Source organism: Nocardia concava NBRC 100430 (assembly GCF_000308815.1).
Lineage (GTDB): Bacteria > Actinomycetota > Actinomycetes > Mycobacteriales > Mycobacteriaceae > Nocardia > Nocardia concava.
The window spans coordinates 1-15,227 of record NZ_BAFX01000122.1; the positions used below are offsets into that span (position 1 = coordinate 1).

At 67.4% G+C, this 15,227-nt stretch carries 17 protein-coding genes; 7 read left to right on the top strand and 10 right to left on the bottom strand.

Going from position 1 to position 15,227, the window contains the following annotated elements; translation table 11 throughout:
* Window positions 1-519 (bottom strand): hypothetical protein (locus tag ON43_RS45080; RefSeq protein WP_157514220.1); only part of this gene is annotated, 519 nt, incomplete at its 3' end.
* A gap of 171 nt (window positions 520-690) precedes the next feature.
* Window positions 691-1,119: a hypothetical protein gene (locus ON43_RS28305; RefSeq protein ID WP_040812380.1), complete on the bottom strand. Its 429-nt coding sequence runs from the start codon at window positions 1,117-1,119 to the stop codon at window positions 691-693.
* 342 nt (window positions 1,120-1,461) lie between these two features.
* Between ON43_RS28305 and ON43_RS28310 the strand changes: the two genes are divergently transcribed.
* Window positions 1,462-2,406, top strand: coding sequence for a fatty acid desaturase family protein (locus tag ON43_RS28310; protein WP_245568790.1), 945 nt, complete (start codon window positions 1,462-1,464; stop codon window positions 2,404-2,406).
* A gap of 29 nt (window positions 2,407-2,435) precedes the next feature.
* On the opposite strand, the gene ON43_RS28315 is transcribed toward ON43_RS28310, so the two are convergent.
* Entirely contained in the window at window positions 2,436-3,008 is a 573-nt protein-coding gene (locus ON43_RS28315) for a TIGR03086 family metal-binding protein (RefSeq protein ID WP_051179377.1), read from the bottom strand.
* Between the two features lie 66 nt (window positions 3,009-3,074).
* Here ON43_RS28315 and ON43_RS28320 point away from each other — a divergent pair, with 66 nt between their 5' ends.
* Window positions 3,075-3,827 carry a helix-turn-helix domain-containing protein gene (locus ON43_RS28320; RefSeq protein WP_040812384.1) on the top strand — a complete coding sequence of 251 codons (753 nt, stop codon included), beginning with the start codon at window positions 3,075-3,077 and terminating at the stop codon, window positions 3,825-3,827.
* Between the two features lie 4 nt (window positions 3,828-3,831).
* Here the strand turns inward: ON43_RS28320 and ON43_RS28325 are convergent, their stop codons facing one another.
* Together ON43_RS28325 and ON43_RS28330 are read right to left on the bottom strand one after the other, a co-directional pair.
* Complete coding sequence (locus tag ON43_RS28325; protein ID WP_040812386.1) at window positions 3,832-4,509, bottom strand: DUF8020 domain-containing protein; 678 nt, start codon at window positions 4,507-4,509, stop codon at window positions 3,832-3,834.
* 145 nt (window positions 4,510-4,654) lie between these two features.
* Window positions 4,655-6,109: a DUF1254 domain-containing protein gene (locus tag ON43_RS28330; protein WP_157514221.1), complete on the bottom strand. Its 1,455-nt coding sequence runs from the start codon at window positions 6,107-6,109 to the stop codon at window positions 4,655-4,657.
* Between the two features lie 129 nt (window positions 6,110-6,238).
* Between ON43_RS28330 and ON43_RS28335 the strand changes: the two genes are divergently transcribed.
* Window positions 6,239-7,282, top strand: coding sequence for an AraC family transcriptional regulator (locus ON43_RS28335; RefSeq protein WP_245568791.1), 1,044 nt, complete (start codon window positions 6,239-6,241; stop codon window positions 7,280-7,282).
* On the opposite strand, the gene ON43_RS28340 is transcribed toward ON43_RS28335, so the two are convergent.
* Together ON43_RS28340 and ON43_RS28345 are read right to left on the bottom strand one after the other, a co-directional pair.
* Window positions 7,275-8,435 (bottom strand): Rv3169 family protein, encoded by a 1,161-nt coding sequence (locus tag ON43_RS28340; RefSeq protein WP_040812390.1) that lies wholly within the window; start codon window positions 8,433-8,435, stop codon window positions 7,275-7,277. The two genes, ON43_RS28335 and ON43_RS28340, sit on opposite strands and share 8 nt — an antisense overlap.
* Window positions 8,401-9,510: an LLM class flavin-dependent oxidoreductase gene (locus ON43_RS28345; protein ID WP_083913793.1), complete on the bottom strand. Its 1,110-nt coding sequence runs from the start codon at window positions 9,508-9,510 to the stop codon at window positions 8,401-8,403. The genes ON43_RS28340 and ON43_RS28345 overlap by 35 nt, the downstream gene beginning before the upstream one ends.
* Before the next feature lie 71 nt (window positions 9,511-9,581).
* Here ON43_RS28345 and ON43_RS28350 point away from each other — a divergent pair, with 71 nt between their 5' ends.
* Entirely contained in the window at window positions 9,582-9,902 is a 321-nt protein-coding gene (locus ON43_RS28350) for a winged helix-turn-helix transcriptional regulator (protein WP_040812392.1), read from the top strand.
* On the opposite strand, the gene ON43_RS28355 is transcribed toward ON43_RS28350, so the two are convergent.
* On the bottom strand, window positions 9,897-11,348 hold the full coding sequence (locus tag ON43_RS28355; protein WP_040812394.1) for a flotillin family protein: 1,452 nt from the start codon (window positions 11,346-11,348) through the stop codon (window positions 9,897-9,899). The genes ON43_RS28350 and ON43_RS28355 overlap by 6 nt on opposite strands.
* A gap of 9 nt (window positions 11,349-11,357) precedes the next feature.
* Window positions 11,358-11,567: an NfeD C-terminal domain-containing protein gene (locus ON43_RS28360; RefSeq protein WP_086008042.1), complete on the bottom strand. Its 210-nt coding sequence runs from the start codon at window positions 11,565-11,567 to the stop codon at window positions 11,358-11,360.
* A 157-nt stretch (window positions 11,568-11,724) separates the two neighbouring features.
* Between ON43_RS28360 and ON43_RS28365 the strand changes: the two genes are divergently transcribed.
* Window positions 11,725-12,666 (top strand): ADP-ribosylglycohydrolase family protein, encoded by a 942-nt coding sequence (locus tag ON43_RS28365; RefSeq protein ID WP_051179379.1) that lies wholly within the window; start codon window positions 11,725-11,727, stop codon window positions 12,664-12,666.
* Here the strand turns inward: ON43_RS28365 and ON43_RS28370 are convergent.
* The gene (locus tag ON43_RS28370; RefSeq protein WP_051179380.1) at window positions 12,626-13,174 is read right to left on the bottom strand and encodes a MarR family winged helix-turn-helix transcriptional regulator; all 549 of its coding nucleotides are present in this window, start codon (window positions 13,172-13,174) and stop codon (window positions 12,626-12,628) included. The genes ON43_RS28365 and ON43_RS28370 overlap by 41 nt on opposite strands.
* 102 nt (window positions 13,175-13,276) lie before the next feature.
* On the opposite strand from ON43_RS28370, the gene ON43_RS28375 reads away from it, so the two are divergent.
* Both ON43_RS28375 and ON43_RS28380 read left to right on the top strand, forming a co-directional pair.
* On the top strand, window positions 13,277-14,197 hold the full coding sequence (locus tag ON43_RS28375; RefSeq protein WP_083913794.1) for an EamA family transporter: 921 nt from the start codon (window positions 13,277-13,279) through the stop codon (window positions 14,195-14,197).
* Window positions 14,198-14,296: 99 nt separating this feature from the next.
* Entirely contained in the window at window positions 14,297-15,223 is a 927-nt protein-coding gene (locus ON43_RS28380; protein ID WP_040812396.1) for an alpha/beta fold hydrolase, read from the top strand.
* Window positions 15,224-15,227: the final 4 nt, after the last annotated feature.

Consider the following 15,227-nt stretch of genomic DNA (forward strand, 5'->3'; position numbering starts at 1 on the left):
TTGTCCGCCGCCCATACCGCCGCCGTCGGGCTGACCACCACCCATACCGCCGCCCTCCGGCTGACCTCCACCCATGCCGCCGCCGCTGTCGGGCTGGCCTCCACCCATACCGCCGCCGCTGTCGGGCTGACCACCACCCATACCGCCGCCGGGGGCCTCCACGGGAACGCAGACCCACTTCGCGCCGGTCCACTGCCATTGCCCCTTGCCCGAGCCGTCGTACGGGCACGGGTCGCCCGCCTTGGGTTCGGCCTCGGCCGAGGGCTTGGCGGACGCGGATGGCTGTGCGGGACCGGTGGTTCGGTCCGGTGTCCCGGGACGCGACGGCTGACCGAGGGAAGGCGGGATCGCCCCGGCGGTGGTTGTGGTGGTCGAGGCCGCTGCGCTCGACGACGTCGTCCGGTGGTCCGATTTCCCGTCCGAGCCACCGCACGCCGTCATCGCGACCGCAGCCCCGGCCACCGCCGCGCCCGCGAATATTCGGGACACGGTCCGGCAGCGCTTTGCCGATGAATCCACACCAATCCTTCCGCCGTGCAGTGACAGTGGTCCGAATTCGTGAATGTTCGGTTGCCGACCGTAGTCCGTCCACCTTCGATTTCCGCAGGACTTGCGATCGTGTCGCACGTCGGTGTGAATCTCGCCCCGGGCGCAAAACGCCTTTTAGTTGAAAGAATTCCTCGGTTACCGCTATCGAGCGATTCCCAGCAATCGCATGATCATCGCGATCAGATTGCTCGCCGAACCCGAGCCCGTCCCCGGAATCTCGACGCTCGGATTCCCGCCCGGCTGGCCGCCGCCCATGCCGCCGCCGGGCTGACCGCCCTGCATACCGGAGATCGGTCGCGCGTCAGGCGTGTAATAGGCCCAAAGCTGTTGCTGCCCAGCGGGACCGTAGGTGCAGTCGATCCCACCGGCATCCTTCACGACTCCGACGAGGCGCTCATGCTCGGCCGAACACCAGGAGATGTCGTCGGTGAAGGCCTCGCTGACGAGCACGCGGTTCATGCCCGCGTACGGATCGGGGATATTGCCGCCCGCGTGCGCGGCTCCGGCCCCGGCGACCGCGCCCGCGGTCATCACGGTCGCGACAGCGGCGGCCGCACGATACTTCTGCATTTCGTTTTACTCACTCTCGCTTGTGTTTTCAGTGGTTCCCCAACCACTTCACACGTTATCGAGAAGCCGGTTAACCAGTGGTTAGCCAATAGTTAGCGATCGGTATGAAGATGGGCCGCCGCCCGACCGGGTCCGCTACCACGGTCCCGATTGCATGTCATACCAAGGTATTACAGCGAACGAGAATCCCGTCGATAGCTTCGAATCGTCAGCTCCGACTAGCTCTCAGGACGATTCATGACGATATCGGCTTCGGTTCCCGAGTCAGTTTCACGATCATCGCGGCGGGGCGGCGACGGTGATTACGCCCGCTTGTTGCGCCGGGTCACCGAGGCGGGACTGATGGATCGGCGGCCCCGCTATTACGCGGTCCGGCTCAGCCTCGTCGGTGTCGCTTTCACGGCCGGTTGGGCGGTGTTCTTCCTGCTGGGCGACTCGTGGTGGACGCTTCTGGTCGCGGCGTTCATGGCCGTGGCGTGCGCTCAGGTCGCGCTCGTCATGCACGATGTCGCGCATCGGCAGGTCTTCCGGCTGCGGCGGCCGACGGAGGTCGTGGGCCGGATAGTCGGCAATGCCGGGATCGGCCTGGGGTACGGGTGGTGGCAGGACAAGCACACCCGCCATCACGCCAATCCGAACCACGAGGAGCTCGATCCCGATGTCGCGCCGGACATTCTGGTCTGGTCCCAGCGGCAGGCGAGGAGCAGCCGGGGTCTGCCTCGTCTGCTCGCGCGGTCGCAGGCGTTCCTGTTCTTCCCGCTGCTGATGCTGGAGGGCCTGAACCTCCATGTGGCCGGTGTCCGGGCGCTCCGAAATCGATCGGTCAAGCGCCGCGGATTGGAGGGTGCGCTGCTGTTCGGCCACTTCATCGCCTATCTGGTAGCGCTTTTCGCGGTCCTGCCCGCCGACAAGGCGATCGCGTTCCTGGTGGTCCACCAGGCGCTGTTCGGCCTGTACATGGGCTGCATCTTCGCCCCGAACCACAAGGGCATGCCGACCCTGACCGGCGACGACCGCCCCGACTATCTGCGCCGGCAGGTACTAACCTCACGAAATGTACGGGGCGGCATGCTGATCGACCTCGCGCTCGGCGGACTCAACTACCAGATCGAGCACCACCTGTTCCCGAACATGCCGACCCCGAACCTGCGTCACGCCCAGGTGATCGTCCGCGACTACTGCGCGGAACTCGGTGTGCCCTACCACGAGACGGGATTGATCGCTTCCTACCGAGAGGCACTGCGACATCTGCACCACGTCGGAGCACCCCTCCGCGAGGGGCAGTGAGCCCCTGCCCGGCGAATATGCTTGGTATGTCAGGGTTTCCAGTGGGGATCGCGGCCGGTGAGGGCGACGATGCGGTCGATCAGCGAGCTGGCGGAGAGGACCGGGACTTCGGGGCCGTAGATGCCCATCTGGCGGCCCGTCTCGGCGGTGTTCTTGGTCTCGTCGTAGAGGTAGCCGAGCAGGTCGTTATCCCAGATCGGTTGCTGTGCCGTGGCTTTCGCCAGATCCCAGCCGTGGATCACCAGTTCGGTGATCACCATGCCGCCCGCCAGGTGGGCCGGGAGTTCGCCGGTGTCGAAGGGGGCCGACCCGGTCCACGCGGCGGGGGCGCTCCAAGCGTCGGCGGTGGCGGTGACTCGCGATTCGAGCACGCGCGCCCAGTCGTCCGGAGTGTGTCCGGTCTCGGGACCGTCGAGGGCGGGCGTGGGCTTCTTGTTCCCAGCGCCTTCCAGTACCGGACTCCAATGCAGGAGGTGGCTGATCAGCGCACGGACATCGAACTCCCGGCACGGGGTCGGAGCGTCCAGTTGATCGGGTTTGATCGCGTCGATAATGGTGCGCATGGTCTGTGCGGCGCGGGCGGGAAGTTCACTGGGGTTCATGGATTCGAGTCAATCAACCGCCCTGACCCGGGGGATTGAACAAACGCGACAGAATCCGGCCCGGCGGTGAGAGATTCTCGCGAACTGGCCGGCGCGTGGCAGCAGTCCCAACGCCATACCCGCCTCACCCCCTCCCCCGACCTCGCTCCGTACGTCTCGCACTTCTGGACGGTCGAATGGCACTACGAAACCCCCTACCGCCAACTGATCGTCCCGCTCCCCAACGTGCATCTCACGTTCGGTGACGACGGCGCGGTCCTGAACGGCGTGCGCACCCGCCACCAGACCAAGATTCTGGCGGGCGACGGCCGGGTCACCGGCATCGCCTTCCGTCCGGCGCGCTTCCGCCCCTTCCTCGATGCCCCGCTCGCCACCATCACAGACCGGGAACTGCCTGCGTCCCAATGCCTTCCGGTGCCGCCCCCGGAAGCACCGACCATCGCCGCGATCGAGGACTACCTCCGCGCCTGCCTGGTGGCCATCGCACAACCACAGCCGGAGGGCGCGCCGATAGCGGAGGCCGCCCTGGCCGCCATCACCGGCGACGCCCGCGTAACCACGGTCGCGGCCCTGTCCGAACGCTTCGGAGTCAACACCCGAACCCTGCAACGCGCCTTCGCCGAACATGTGGGCGTCCCGCCCAAATGGGTGATCCGCCGCTACCGCCTCCACGACCTGACCGAACGCCTGGCCCGAGGCGAAGAACCCCACTGGTCGGCGCTCGCCTTCGAACTCGGCTACGCCGACCAGGCCCACCTGATCCGCGACTTCAAGTCCATCTTCGGCGAATCCCCGGAGTACTACCGCCAGCGGTACTAGCAGTTCAGCTCGGCTGAATTTGGCGAAGCCGATGAACCGGCAGACGGCCCTCGAATCCGGTGGGCTGCAAGGCTTCCAGCACCCCCTGCGTACACCCGTTGGTGAATCCGGTCCACGCACCGGACAGCCCGCCCAGCGCAGCACCGGTCACAATCCCCATGGGCCCGCCGAGCACACCGGTCAACGCACCGGTAATCGCCCCGACCAGCGCGGGCACCACGGCAGCGGGCAGTCCACGCTCCAAACAGGCATCGCCGAGCACCCCACCCTGCCGCACCAAATCAGCGACAACGGTCGCCCCTGCCCGCAATCCCCCCTCGACCCTCGCCGCCAATTGCCGACCGCCACCGTCGATCACAAGCTTCAAGACGCGAGTCTCACCATCAACCCGCAGCCCCAACGGCAGTCGTTCGAGCCACCTCCCCGACTCGTCCACCACATCCACCGCATGACTGGCCTGATCCTCCACAAACCGGCCCGCCGTCAACGCGACAACCGCCCCGGCCCCCTCGAGATTGAGCGCAACGATCTCCGCGGCATCGGTCACCGGCCCGCCTTCGGCCTCCGTCGCCCTCACCGGGCCGACCATCATGGCGCACACGATCAGCGACGGCAGGATCACTGCCCGGGGCCACCGCACCTGACGCATCGCCTCCTCCGAGAAGATCACCGGGACGAGCACGAACCGACCCGACGCTATCGGAGGAACCACCGGTCCCGACCCCACCCAATTCAGCGTGTCGCCGATTTGCCACGGCGCCGAGCGCAATCGCCGGTCTCGGGCCGTTCGGGCAGGAGAGGTGGGCTGCCCGAACGGCTCCCGGGGGTCAGTTGGTTCGGGTGACGGCGGGCGGGTTCCAGGTGCCGTCGATGACGGCTTGGCCGGGCCAGTAGGTGCGGAGCAGGAGGTTGAAGGGGCCGGAGGCGGGGGCGGGGAGCCAGTTGGGTTCCTTTGCCGGGCCAGGGTTTTCGCGTTGGATGTAGATGTCGACGGAGCCGTCGGGGTTCTTGGTGAGGTGCTCGCCGCGCAGGGCGTAGCGGTTGATCGGGTTGGCGATGAAGAAGCCGCGGTCGTTGTACATGGTCAGCGACCAGAACCCTTGCACGGGCGGGATTTTGTCCGCCGCGAAGTGCAGGACATAGGGGTTGGCGGAGTCGAGTTGGGTGTTATTCGCGTCGACGGTGGTGGCGGGGTAGATCGCGTCCTGCGGCAGGTTCGCGCCCAGACCGATGTAGTCGACGGCCGCACGATTGGCGTAATCGGTTCCGTAGTCACCGATTCCGCTGCGGTTGATCTTCCAGCCGTTGACCTCGTCCTTGCCCGGGATGACCTCGATCTGCGAAAGCGCCTTGGGCCAGGCCTGTTCCCAGCGGGTGCGTTCGGCGGTCGGCAGGGAGTTCAGGTCCAGCTGCTTGTCCGGCGTCCAGCCGATCGAGGCCATCTTGTCGAGGAAGGCCTTGTCGTCGGGACGGGGTTGGTTGTGAGACAGGCTGCTGTAGTACAGATCCCAGTACTGCTGGGGCGTCAGGTCGTGAATGTACTTGGCGACCTCCACATTCTTGGGCCAGTCGGCGTGCGTTTCGCTGGTCTGCGGCGGGGTGTAGGCGGTGCCGTATGCGCTGAGCGGGACTATCGACATCTCGTTCTGGATGGCGACGACATTGGGGACGTCCTCGGGACCGTCGACCATGATGCGGCCGAGCATCCAGCCGGAGTCGGTGGGCAAACGATATTCGTGCACGCCCTCGGGCAGACTGCCGTGGAAATTCGGGCCGACAATGGCGAATTTGTAAGCGCCGACATTCGCGCCGAGGGTCCGCGAGCCCGGCGCGGCATCGACATTCGTCCACATATCCAGCAGCGGGAACAGGTGATACCGCCCGTGCATATCGGGCACGCTGACGATCAACGGCTCCTTGGACACGTCGAAGAGCATGGACGCGTAGAGCGTGTCGACATTCGGCCGCACCACCTTGGTGAAATTCGCGTCGGGCAGGAAGTTTAGCGGGGCAAGCTGATTCATCGGCGCGACGCCGAGCGACGGATTCGGGGCGGGCACATTGGTCTGCTGCCGCCGCGTCACCTCCATCGTCACCAGCGGATAGCTGTACACGTAGGCCTGCACCGCCAGATCATCGGCGGACGGCGGGGCGGACGAACTCGTCGTCGAGGACGAATCCGAGGAATTCGACGAGCAGGCCGCCGCGGCCACGGCGAGCGCGGCCACCAGCCCCACCGCCATGACAATCCTGATCCGCCGAGCATTCGAACTGCTGGACACCGCATCCTCCCGGTTTGGTTTCGCTGTGGGCACAGCAAGAACTACGGAGCGAAAGTCGCGATCTAGCGAATATCTAGCTACATACTGAGCCGATGGTCGGAGCTCGGCTTGACGTCAGGAGACAGGTTCTTGATTCACGGGGACATCGCGCTGATTCGCGGCACCGCGCTGCAGGGCTACCCCGAGCTCGTCACCGAGCTGGGCGCGAACCCGGACACACTGCTGACGGCCATGGCGATCTCCCGCGCGGCGATCGGCGACCACGAATCGTTCCTCAGCTTCCGAGCCGTGGCGGCGGCCCTGGAACTCGCGGCCGAAACCACCGGGACCATTGATTTCGGGCGCAGGCTGGCCGCCCGGCAGGGGATCGAGATCCTCGGCCCGCTGGCCGCGGCGGCCCGCACGGCGCCGACCACCGGCGCGGCCTTCGCGGCACTGAGCCGGCATCTGGCCGTCTACACCCCCGCGATCGCGGCGAGCATGGCGCAGCCCGCCGGAACATCGGCCGTACGCTGCGAATTCCGGGTGCTCGTGGAGGGATTGCCGCCGCACCCGCAGAGCATCGAACTCGCGCTCGGCGTCGCGATGCGCACCGCCCGGACCATCATCGGCCGGACCTACACCCCGATCTCCGTGCATCTCCCCCACCGTCCGCTGGCACCCGAACACGACTATCGCGAATACTTCGGCTGCCCAGTGCGTTTCGTCGAGCCGTTCAGCGGATTCCTGATGCGCCCGGAGGACCTCGTGCGCCCGCTGGCCGCCGACACCGCCGTCCGCACCGTCGTCGAGACCTACCTCGACTCGCTCACCCCGCCCCCGGGTCGCACCATCGCCGGCCCCGTCCGAGCACTCATTCGGCAACTGCTGCCCACCGCCAGCGTGGACCGCCATCTCATCGCCGCCCACCTGGCCGTCCATCCCCGCACCCTGCAGCGCCGCCTGGCCGAGGAGGGCACCAGCTTCACCCTGCTCATCGACGAGACCCGCCGCACCGAGGCCGAACGCTACCTCCGCGACACCGACCTCCCCCTCGGCCGCCTCGCGACCCTACTGGGCTTCAGCGAACAGAGCGCCTTCTCCCGCGCCTGCCACCGCTGGTTCGACACCTCGGCGACCAACTACCGCAACATCATTCGTACTCGGCAAGCACCGCGGGCACCCTCTACATGAAGCTGCTGTCCATGCTCAGGCCCAGGACGGGATCGCCGCCGGTGATGATGGGCTGGCAGTTGCCGTAGCCGATGCCGCCGCCCACCGGGTCGGTGACACGTACGACGGTGTCGCGGATCTGGTGCAGGCGGCGGGCGTTGTCGTAGGTGGAGCAGTCGGCGATGCGTTCGCCGTCCAAATGCGTTCCGGGGCCTTGCCATTCGCCGTGGTAGCGGCCGTCGAAGCCGTGGTAGAGGCCCGCGCCGAGGTGGAAGCCGGTGTCGGAGACGACCTCGATTTCGAGGGTGCGGGTGGTGCCGTCGACATCCGTGGCGTGGATGCGGCCGCCGAGGAGTCGGCGATTGTCCTTGTGGAAGCGCAGTTCCGGGGTGAGGTCGCGCCAGCGCACGGTGCGGCCGTCGGGGTATTGCAGGCCGCCCATGACGGTCTTGGAGGAATACCCGGTGACCTCGATGATCTGGTAGTGCAGGTGCATGCCGTAGCGGCTGCCGTCGGGTCGTTCCAGCAGGATCGGGGACCAGATCATGCGGAACGACACCTCCGGGGGCAGCTCCATCGCCTGCACGTCCGGGCGCGGCTGCCCGACGTCGTAGCGCACACCCCACGAGTGATCACGCGTGGAAACCCAAGCGTCCGGCGTGATTTCGGTGCGCTCGCCGTCGATCTCCACCCAGCCCGAGGCGACGCCGATCTGGTGGTAGCGCACCAGATCGGCCGACACCCGGTACCCGGTGCGCATATGCGTCCGGTCCTCCAGTTGCGGCGGCAGTTCCGCGGTGAAGGTCCAGTCGAAGGAGATCGGCTGAATATCGTTGGGCTCCAGAATGAATCGAATGCTCTGCAACGCCTCGACCACCTCGTACCGCACCGGCCCGACCACCGTGCGATCCGGTTCCGGTAGCAGTTCGCGATTGCCCCGCACGGTGATCTGCTCGACGCCCCGCGAGATCCCCGCGTACCCGTCCATGACATTGCGGTTGAGGTACTTGCCGAGCCCGAAACCCAACTGCAGACTGCCATCCCGCGCCGCCGCCATGGCGCACACCTTCTCCGTCCAGGACAGATCATTGCTGGCGACGGTGCCGAAGGTGTCCGCTATCTGATGGTTGAAACCCTCATCAGCGGGAAGCAGCGGGCCGATCGATTGAGTCATGAATCGGGCTTACCCGGCCGACCGGCGCCGGTCCATCGGCGATCCCGCTGATCGGCCGCAGCGCCGGGGCGATCTCCTCACCCAGGCGGTGCAGCGAGTCCTCGACCCATTGCCGGGGCAGGCCGCCCCAGTCGACCAGTGCCTGAACGCGATCGAAGCGCAGGACCTCGTACAGCTCGGCGAGTTTGGTGGCGACGTAATCGCTGGTGCCGATCATCAGATGTTGCCCCGGCCGCAGGCCGTGCTGGAATTGCGCTGGGGTGACGGTGAATCCGCCGCCGCCGGGGTGTTTGGGGCGGAGGAAATCGTAGTAGTAGGGGTAGGTTTCCGCGGCCGCGGCCATGGTCGGCGCGCCGAAGTAGTGAAGCGCCACACCGAGACGGAGCCGGTCGGCATTGCCGGACTGCTCACCGGCCTCGCGGTAGATCTCGGCCAGCGGGCGCAGGCGTTCGTACGGGCCGCCGATGTAGCCGAGAATCATCGGCAGGCCGAGCTTTCCGGCACGGGCGGCACTGGCGGGAGTGCCGCCGACGCCGAGCCATACCGGTAGCGGATCCTGTACCGCACGCGGGGTGATCGCCGCGTCGTCCAGCTCCGGCCGGAACTCTCCGCGCCAGCTGATCCTCGGCTCCGAGCGGATGCGCAGCAGCAGGTCCAGCTTCTCGGCGAACAGGTCGTCGTAGCGGCTCATATCCGCGCCGAAGAGCGTGAACGGTTCCGGATAGGCGCTGCGGCCGGCGGTGATCTCGGCCCGGCCCGCGCTCAACAGATCGAGGGTGGCGAAGTCCTGGTAGACGCGGACCGGGTCGAGCGCGCCCAGCGTGGTGACCGAACTCGTCAGCCGAATTCGCTTGGTGCGGGAGGCAATAGCGGCCAGTACCACCGCCGGCGAGGACACCGCGAAGTCCTCATTGTGATGCTCACCCACCCCCATGTGATCGAGTCCCAGCCGATCGGCCAGCACTCCGAGCGACACAATCTGCTCAATCCGCTCTGCGACGGTGCGGGGCGTCCCGTCCACGGTCCTCGGTTGCACATCACTCAGCGACGCGATCCCGATATCGATCCGACTCATACCGCCGACGCTATAGATTTCATAGCGCACTATCAAGTGTGATAGTAACTACGTCATGTAAAGATAGGGGCATGAGCGAGCCGGACTTCCACTCCGCGATCGAGCTGATCGGCAAGCGCTGGACCGGCGTGATCCTGCAGCACCTGCTGGCAGGCCCCGCCCGGTTCAATGAGCTGCGCGAGCGCATTCCGCGCATCACCGATGCGATGCTGTCGCAGCGGCTCAAGGAGCTCGAGGCCGCGGAGGTCGTCGAACGACAGGTCACCGTCGCCCGCCCGGTCGAGATCCGCTACGCCCTGACACCGATCGGAACGAAGCTGGAACCCGTGCTCGCCGCCGTCCTGACCTGGAGCAAGGAATGGGCGGCGGCGCACACGCGACCGGAACTATGAGGACAGCTTCGCCTCCCCGTTGGACGCGGCCGGCTCGACCTTCAAAGCGGGCAGCAGGGATTCCCGCGCCATCGAGGTGAGCGTGCCCGCCTGCTGGATGATCTCGGCCAGCGCCGAGGTGACACCCTGCGCGCCGTTGAGCACCGTGAACTGCCCCACGTGCTCGAACGGCTTCGCCGCCGCCGCAACGATTTCCGGCAGATTCTCCGCGACCTGCTGGGCGATCACCGCCTCCTGGTTCTTGCTCATCGCCTCGGCCCGCTGCTGGATACCCGCCGCCTCGGCGGCCATGCGGGCGCGCACGGACTCGGCTTCGGCCAGACCGCGCGCCTGAATCGCGTCGGCCTCGGCCTGACCGGTGAGCCGGGTCGCCTCGGCCTGCGCGGCCGCGCGCACCTTGATCGCCTCGGCCTCGGCGATGGCCTGCATCTTCGTCTGCGCCGCAGCGGCTTCCGCGCGCAACCGGGTCTCCTGCGCGTCCGCCTCGGCCTGGCTGATGCGGGCGTCGCGGCTGGCGGTGGCGAGCGTGGTCTGCCGGTAGGCCTCGGCGTCGGCGGGCTTGCGGATCTCGACCTGGAGCTGCTGCTCCTTCTGCTGCGCCTCCAACTGCGCGACCCGGGTCGCGACCTCGACCACCGCCTGGCGGGCGGTCGCCTCGGCGAGCGGGCCCTGCTGCTGGGATTCCTTGGTGGCCCGATCCACCTCGGCCTGGTATCCGGCCTTCTTGATCTGGGTGTCGCGCACCGCGAGCGCCACCTGCGCCTGGGCCGCCTGTTCGGAGGCGATGGCCTCGCGCTCGGCCTGGGCGCGCGCGATGCGGGCGTGCTGCTCGACCTCCACCTGATGCGGAACCGCCAGGTTGGCAATGTAATTCGACTCGCTGGCAATGGACTGGATCTGGAACGAGTCGATCACCAGGCCGAAGGATTCCATCTCGTGTGAGCAGCGGTCGCGGACCTGTTCGGAGAACTTGTCCTGATCACTGATCATGTCCTCCACGGTCATCGAGCCCGCGATGGCGCGCAGGTGACCGATGAAGACGTTCTGCACCTTGGTCTCCAGCTCGTCCGCGGGCCGGTCCAGGAAGCGGCGGGCGGCATTGGCGATCGAGCCGTAATCGTCGCCGACCTTGTACATCACCACCCCGGTGAGGGCCAGATTGATCTTCTGGCGGCTCACACACGGCACCACGATCTGGGATTCGTGCGCCTCCAGCGAGATTCGCCGCACCTTGGTCAGCCCGGGGGCGACCAGGCAGCCGCGCCCGGTGACGATGCGGAATCCCATGCTCTCCCCCGAGCCGCCCGGCCCGGTCCCGGCCCGGAAGCCCGAGATGATCAGCGCCTCATCGGGTTCGGCGACCCGCCAGGCCATGCGAAACAGAGTGAACAGCAATGCCAGCAAAAGGACTGCGGCCCCGACCACTACGAAGACCAGGACGTCCACGATGCACCTTCATTTCACGGGTACGACTTCGACAGTGCGACCACCCAGACTGTCGGTCACCAGCACCTGGGCATGCTTGGGAATCGTCGACTCACCGTCGGCGGCACGGGCCAGGAACCGCTCGGTCCCGAACCGCACCTCGATCACTACCTCGCCGAGATGGCCGGGCGTGATAGCGGCCGTAACCCGCGCGTATTTGCCGATCACGTCCGCCGCCATCAACCCCACCCCCTGGAACCGCAGATGTTCGACAACCACACGCTAGGCCCGCCGCGAACCCCCGACAACATCTTTACGAAATCCTTGCGGGGGCCGAATTCGCACCATTCGCACCGTGATCGAATTGTGTCGGCTGCCTTGGTTAACATCGGTCTCGATGCATGCCGACCTGATGCTCGACGCACTGAACGGACTCTCCGTGGGGGACGCGGTCGGGGCCGAATTCCCGGTGCTCCGCCGCCCGCTCGCCGATCTCCACACCGGGGATCTGCCGCCCGGCCGCTGGGAGTGGACCGATGACACCGAGATGGCCTGCTCGGTGGCCGCCGAGCTGTTCGAACACGGCGCGATAGACCAGGATCGGCTGGCGGCCGCCTTCGCCGAGCGCATCGACCAGCGCCGCGACTACGGCTTCATGACCGTCGATTCACTGGGCCGTATCCGCCGCGGCGCACACTGGCGGGAAGTGAGCGCGGCGGCGTTCGGCGGTCAGGGCTCGTGCGGCAATGGCGCGGCCATGCGGGTCGCGCCGCTGGGCGCCTTCTACGCCGGAGATCCGGAAAGGGTTGTGGCGGAGGCGATCCGGTCCGCCGAAGTGACCCACGCCCATCTCGAGGGGCTGATCGGGGCGATCGCGGTGGCCCTGGCGGCCGCCGGCTCGGCCCAAGCCCGCCTGACCGAGATCAGCCCGGCCCCGGACGAATTCATCACCACGATCCTCGAGCGCCTGCCCCGCAGCGAGACAGCCGGCCTGATCCACCGCGCCCGCGCGCTGCTCGGGGGTTCCGCCGAGCAGGCCGCCGCCGAACTCGGCACCGGCGTCCGGGTGACCGCACAGGACACCGTCCCCTTCAGCCTGTGGGTCGCCGCAACCCATCTCGGCAACTACCGCGCCGCGATCGCGACCTGCGTGGCCGCGGGCGGCGATACCGACACCACGAGCGCCATCGTCGGCGGCATCGTCGCCACCCACACCGGCGGCCCACCGCCCACCTGGCTGGCCGCCCGGGAACCCTTGCCCGACTGGCTGGAACAGGCCAGCCTGCGCCGACCCGCCCTCACCGCTCCGAAGCGGCGGTGGTGGCCGCTTCGCCGGTAGCGGTACCGCGGTCGAGTTGATCGCCGAAATGTTCACTGAGACGGCGTAGTTCGGCGGTGAAGGTCTCGTATTCGGCGGGGGCGTAGTCGGGTAGCAGGCGGGCCTCGTTGGCGAGGTGGAGGCGGAAGACGCGGTCCACCACCTCCATGCCGTGGTCGGTGAGGCGGACGCGGACCGAGCGGCGGTCGCGGTCGTCGCGGACGCGTTCGACCAGCCCCTTGGCCTCCATGCGGTCGATGCGGTTGGTGACCGTGCTCGAGGTGACCATGGCCGACTTCAGCAGCGCGCCCGCGGTGAGCTCGTAGGGCGGGCCCGAGCGGCGCAGCGTGGTGAGCACGTCGAACTCGAACACTTCCAGGTCGTGCTCTTCATAGAAGTCCTTGAGCGCCTTGTCCAGGACGCGGGCCAGGCGCTGGATGCGGCCGACGATGCCCACGGGCCACAGGTCATCGGCCAGATCGGGCGATTCCGCGCGCCACAGATCCATGATCAGGTCAACGCTGTCCATGCGATCGATCCTTATCTCGATGTCGAGAGAGTTGACATCGACATTGTTGGAGTGGTTTTATCTCGACATCGAGATTACCTGATGAAGAGGAGGCCGCGACACATGGTCGCCATCGCACACCCCACCGCTCCCACCGCCTCCGTCGCTCCCGCTCGCGTGCCGAGCTCCCTGCGCGATATCGCCCTCACCGCGCTCGCCCCCGCCGCCTTCGGAACCGTCTACGCCGCGACCTCCGAACTGCTGCCGCCCGATCGCCCGCTGCTGGCCGGCGCAATGCGCGCTCTCCCAGCCGGACTCGTGCTGCTCGCTTTCACCCGCACCCTGCCGCGCGGCGAATGGTGGTGGAAGACAACCGTTCTCGCCATGCTCAACTTCGGCGCGTTCCTGCCGCTGATGTTCTTCGCGGCCTACCGCCTGCCCGGCGGCCTGGCCGCCACCTTCGGCGCCCTGCAGCCGCTGATCGTCGCCGGGCTCGCACTCCCGTTGCTGGGCACCCGAACCCCGCGCACTGTCCTCCTCGCCTCCGTCGCGGTGATCGGCGGCGTCGCCCTGATGACCATGACCGCGAGCACCCTGCCCGACCCGATCGGCGTGGCCGCCATGCTCGCCGCGATCACCCTGGTCGCCCTGGCCATCGTCCTGGGCAAGAAGTGGGGTTCCCCGGTCCCGCCCCTGACCATGGCCGGCTGGCAGCTGACCGTCGGCGGCCTGGTACTCACACCCCTCACCCTCGCCGTCGAGGGCCTCCCCACCACCCTGACCGCCTCGAACCTCCTCGGCTTCGCCTACATCGGCCTGTTCGCCACGGTCATCGCCTACACCCTGTGGTTCCGAGGCATCCAGCGCCTGGCCCCCACCTCGATCTCCCTCCTTTCCGCCACCAACCCCCTGGTCGCCACAATCGTCGGCTTCCTCTTCCTGAACCAGACCCTGACCACCTGGCAGACCGTCGGATTCGCCATCACCCTCACCGCCCTGGTGGCCGGGCAGGCGATGCCCACGTGGCGTCCCAGCTGGAAGTAGGGAACTCACCCGATACCGCCCGGGAGCGCTGATTACTAGCGTCGGAACGGCAATGGGGCGAATGGATTCCGATACCCGCCGAACAGCTAGGAGCCGGTGATGACGACGATCGGACTGCCCGAGGTGAATATCGGTGGGCGGTGGAAGCACAAGGGAATCGGTCACTTTCGCGATGAGGCCGGATTCGAGCGGTACCGGGCCGCATACCTGGACGGGATGGCGGCGCTGCCCGAACCGACGCTGATCACGGATCTGCCGACCACGCTGGGCACGGTGCGTGCCTATCGGTTCGGCTCGGCGACGGGCAGGCCACTGGTACTGCTGCCCGGGCGGCAGGCGGCAACGCCCATGTGGGCCGCGAATCTGCCGAGCCTGATGGCGCTGCGGCCCATCATTACGCTCGATCTGCTCGGCGAACCGGGAATGAGTGTGCAGCGCGCCGAGATTGCCGATGCCGCGGATCAGGCGAGCTGGCTCGATGAGAGTCTCTACGGGCTGGGGCTGGACCGCGTGCACGTGCTGGGTGTGTCGATCGGCGGGTGGTCGGCGGTGAACCTGGCCATCCACTCGCCCCGCCACGCCGCCTCACTGACGCTGCTCGACGCCCCGATGGTGTTCGGTCCGGTCAGCTGGAAGATGATCGCCGTCTCCATGGGCTCGGTCCTGCCCGGCATGCCCCAACGCTGGCGAGATGCGTTGCTGAGCTGGATATCCGGCGGCGTCGAGGCCCCGCGCGACCTCCCCGAGGGCCGTCTCATCGCCTCCGGCATGCGCGATTTCCACGCCACTCTGCCGATGACGAAGATCCCCGCCGAATCCGACCTGGCCGCCATCGACATCCCGGTCCTGGCGATCTTCGCGGGCCGCAGCATCGTCCACAACCCCGACCGCATGGCCGACCGAGCCCGAACCCTTCTCTCCGACAGCCGGGTAGAAGTCTGGCCCGACGCCACCCACGCCCTCAACGGCGAATTCCCGCAACGCATAGCCGACCGCGTCGCAGCATTCCTCGCCGAGGTGGAGTGAGGCC

Excerpts from the sequence above, each read along its gene's own strand:
- ON43_RS28305 (WP_040812380.1), bottom strand. The coding sequence starts at position 1,119 with ATGCAGAAGTATCGTGCGGCCGCCGCTGTCGCGACCGTGATGACCGCG.
- ON43_RS28310 (WP_245568790.1), top strand. The coding sequence starts at position 1,462 with ATGGATCGGCGGCCCCGCTATTACGCGGTCCGGCTCAGCCTCGTCGGT.
- ON43_RS28315 (WP_051179377.1), bottom strand. The coding sequence starts at position 3,008 with ATGAACCCCAGTGAACTTCCCGCCCGCGCCGCACAGACCATGCGCACC.
- ON43_RS28340 (WP_040812390.1), bottom strand. The coding sequence starts at position 8,435 with ATGACTCAATCGATCGGCCCGCTGCTTCCCGCTGATGAGGGTTTCAAC.
- ON43_RS28345 (WP_083913793.1), bottom strand. The coding sequence starts at position 9,510 with ATGAGTCGGATCGATATCGGGATCGCGTCGCTGAGTGATGTGCAACCG.
- ON43_RS28350 (WP_040812392.1), top strand. The coding sequence starts at position 9,582 with ATGAGCGAGCCGGACTTCCACTCCGCGATCGAGCTGATCGGCAAGCGC.
- ON43_RS28360 (WP_086008042.1), bottom strand. The coding sequence starts at position 11,567 with ATGGCGGCGGACGTGATCGGCAAATACGCGCGGGTTACGGCCGCTATC.
- ON43_RS28365 (WP_051179379.1), top strand. The coding sequence starts at position 11,725 with ATGCATGCCGACCTGATGCTCGACGCACTGAACGGACTCTCCGTGGGG.
- ON43_RS28370 (WP_051179380.1), bottom strand. The coding sequence starts at position 13,174 with ATGGACAGCGTTGACCTGATCATGGATCTGTGGCGCGCGGAATCGCCC.
- ON43_RS28375 (WP_083913794.1), top strand. The coding sequence starts at position 13,277 with ATGGTCGCCATCGCACACCCCACCGCTCCCACCGCCTCCGTCGCTCCC.
- ON43_RS28380 (WP_040812396.1), top strand. The coding sequence starts at position 14,297 with ATGACGACGATCGGACTGCCCGAGGTGAATATCGGTGGGCGGTGGAAG.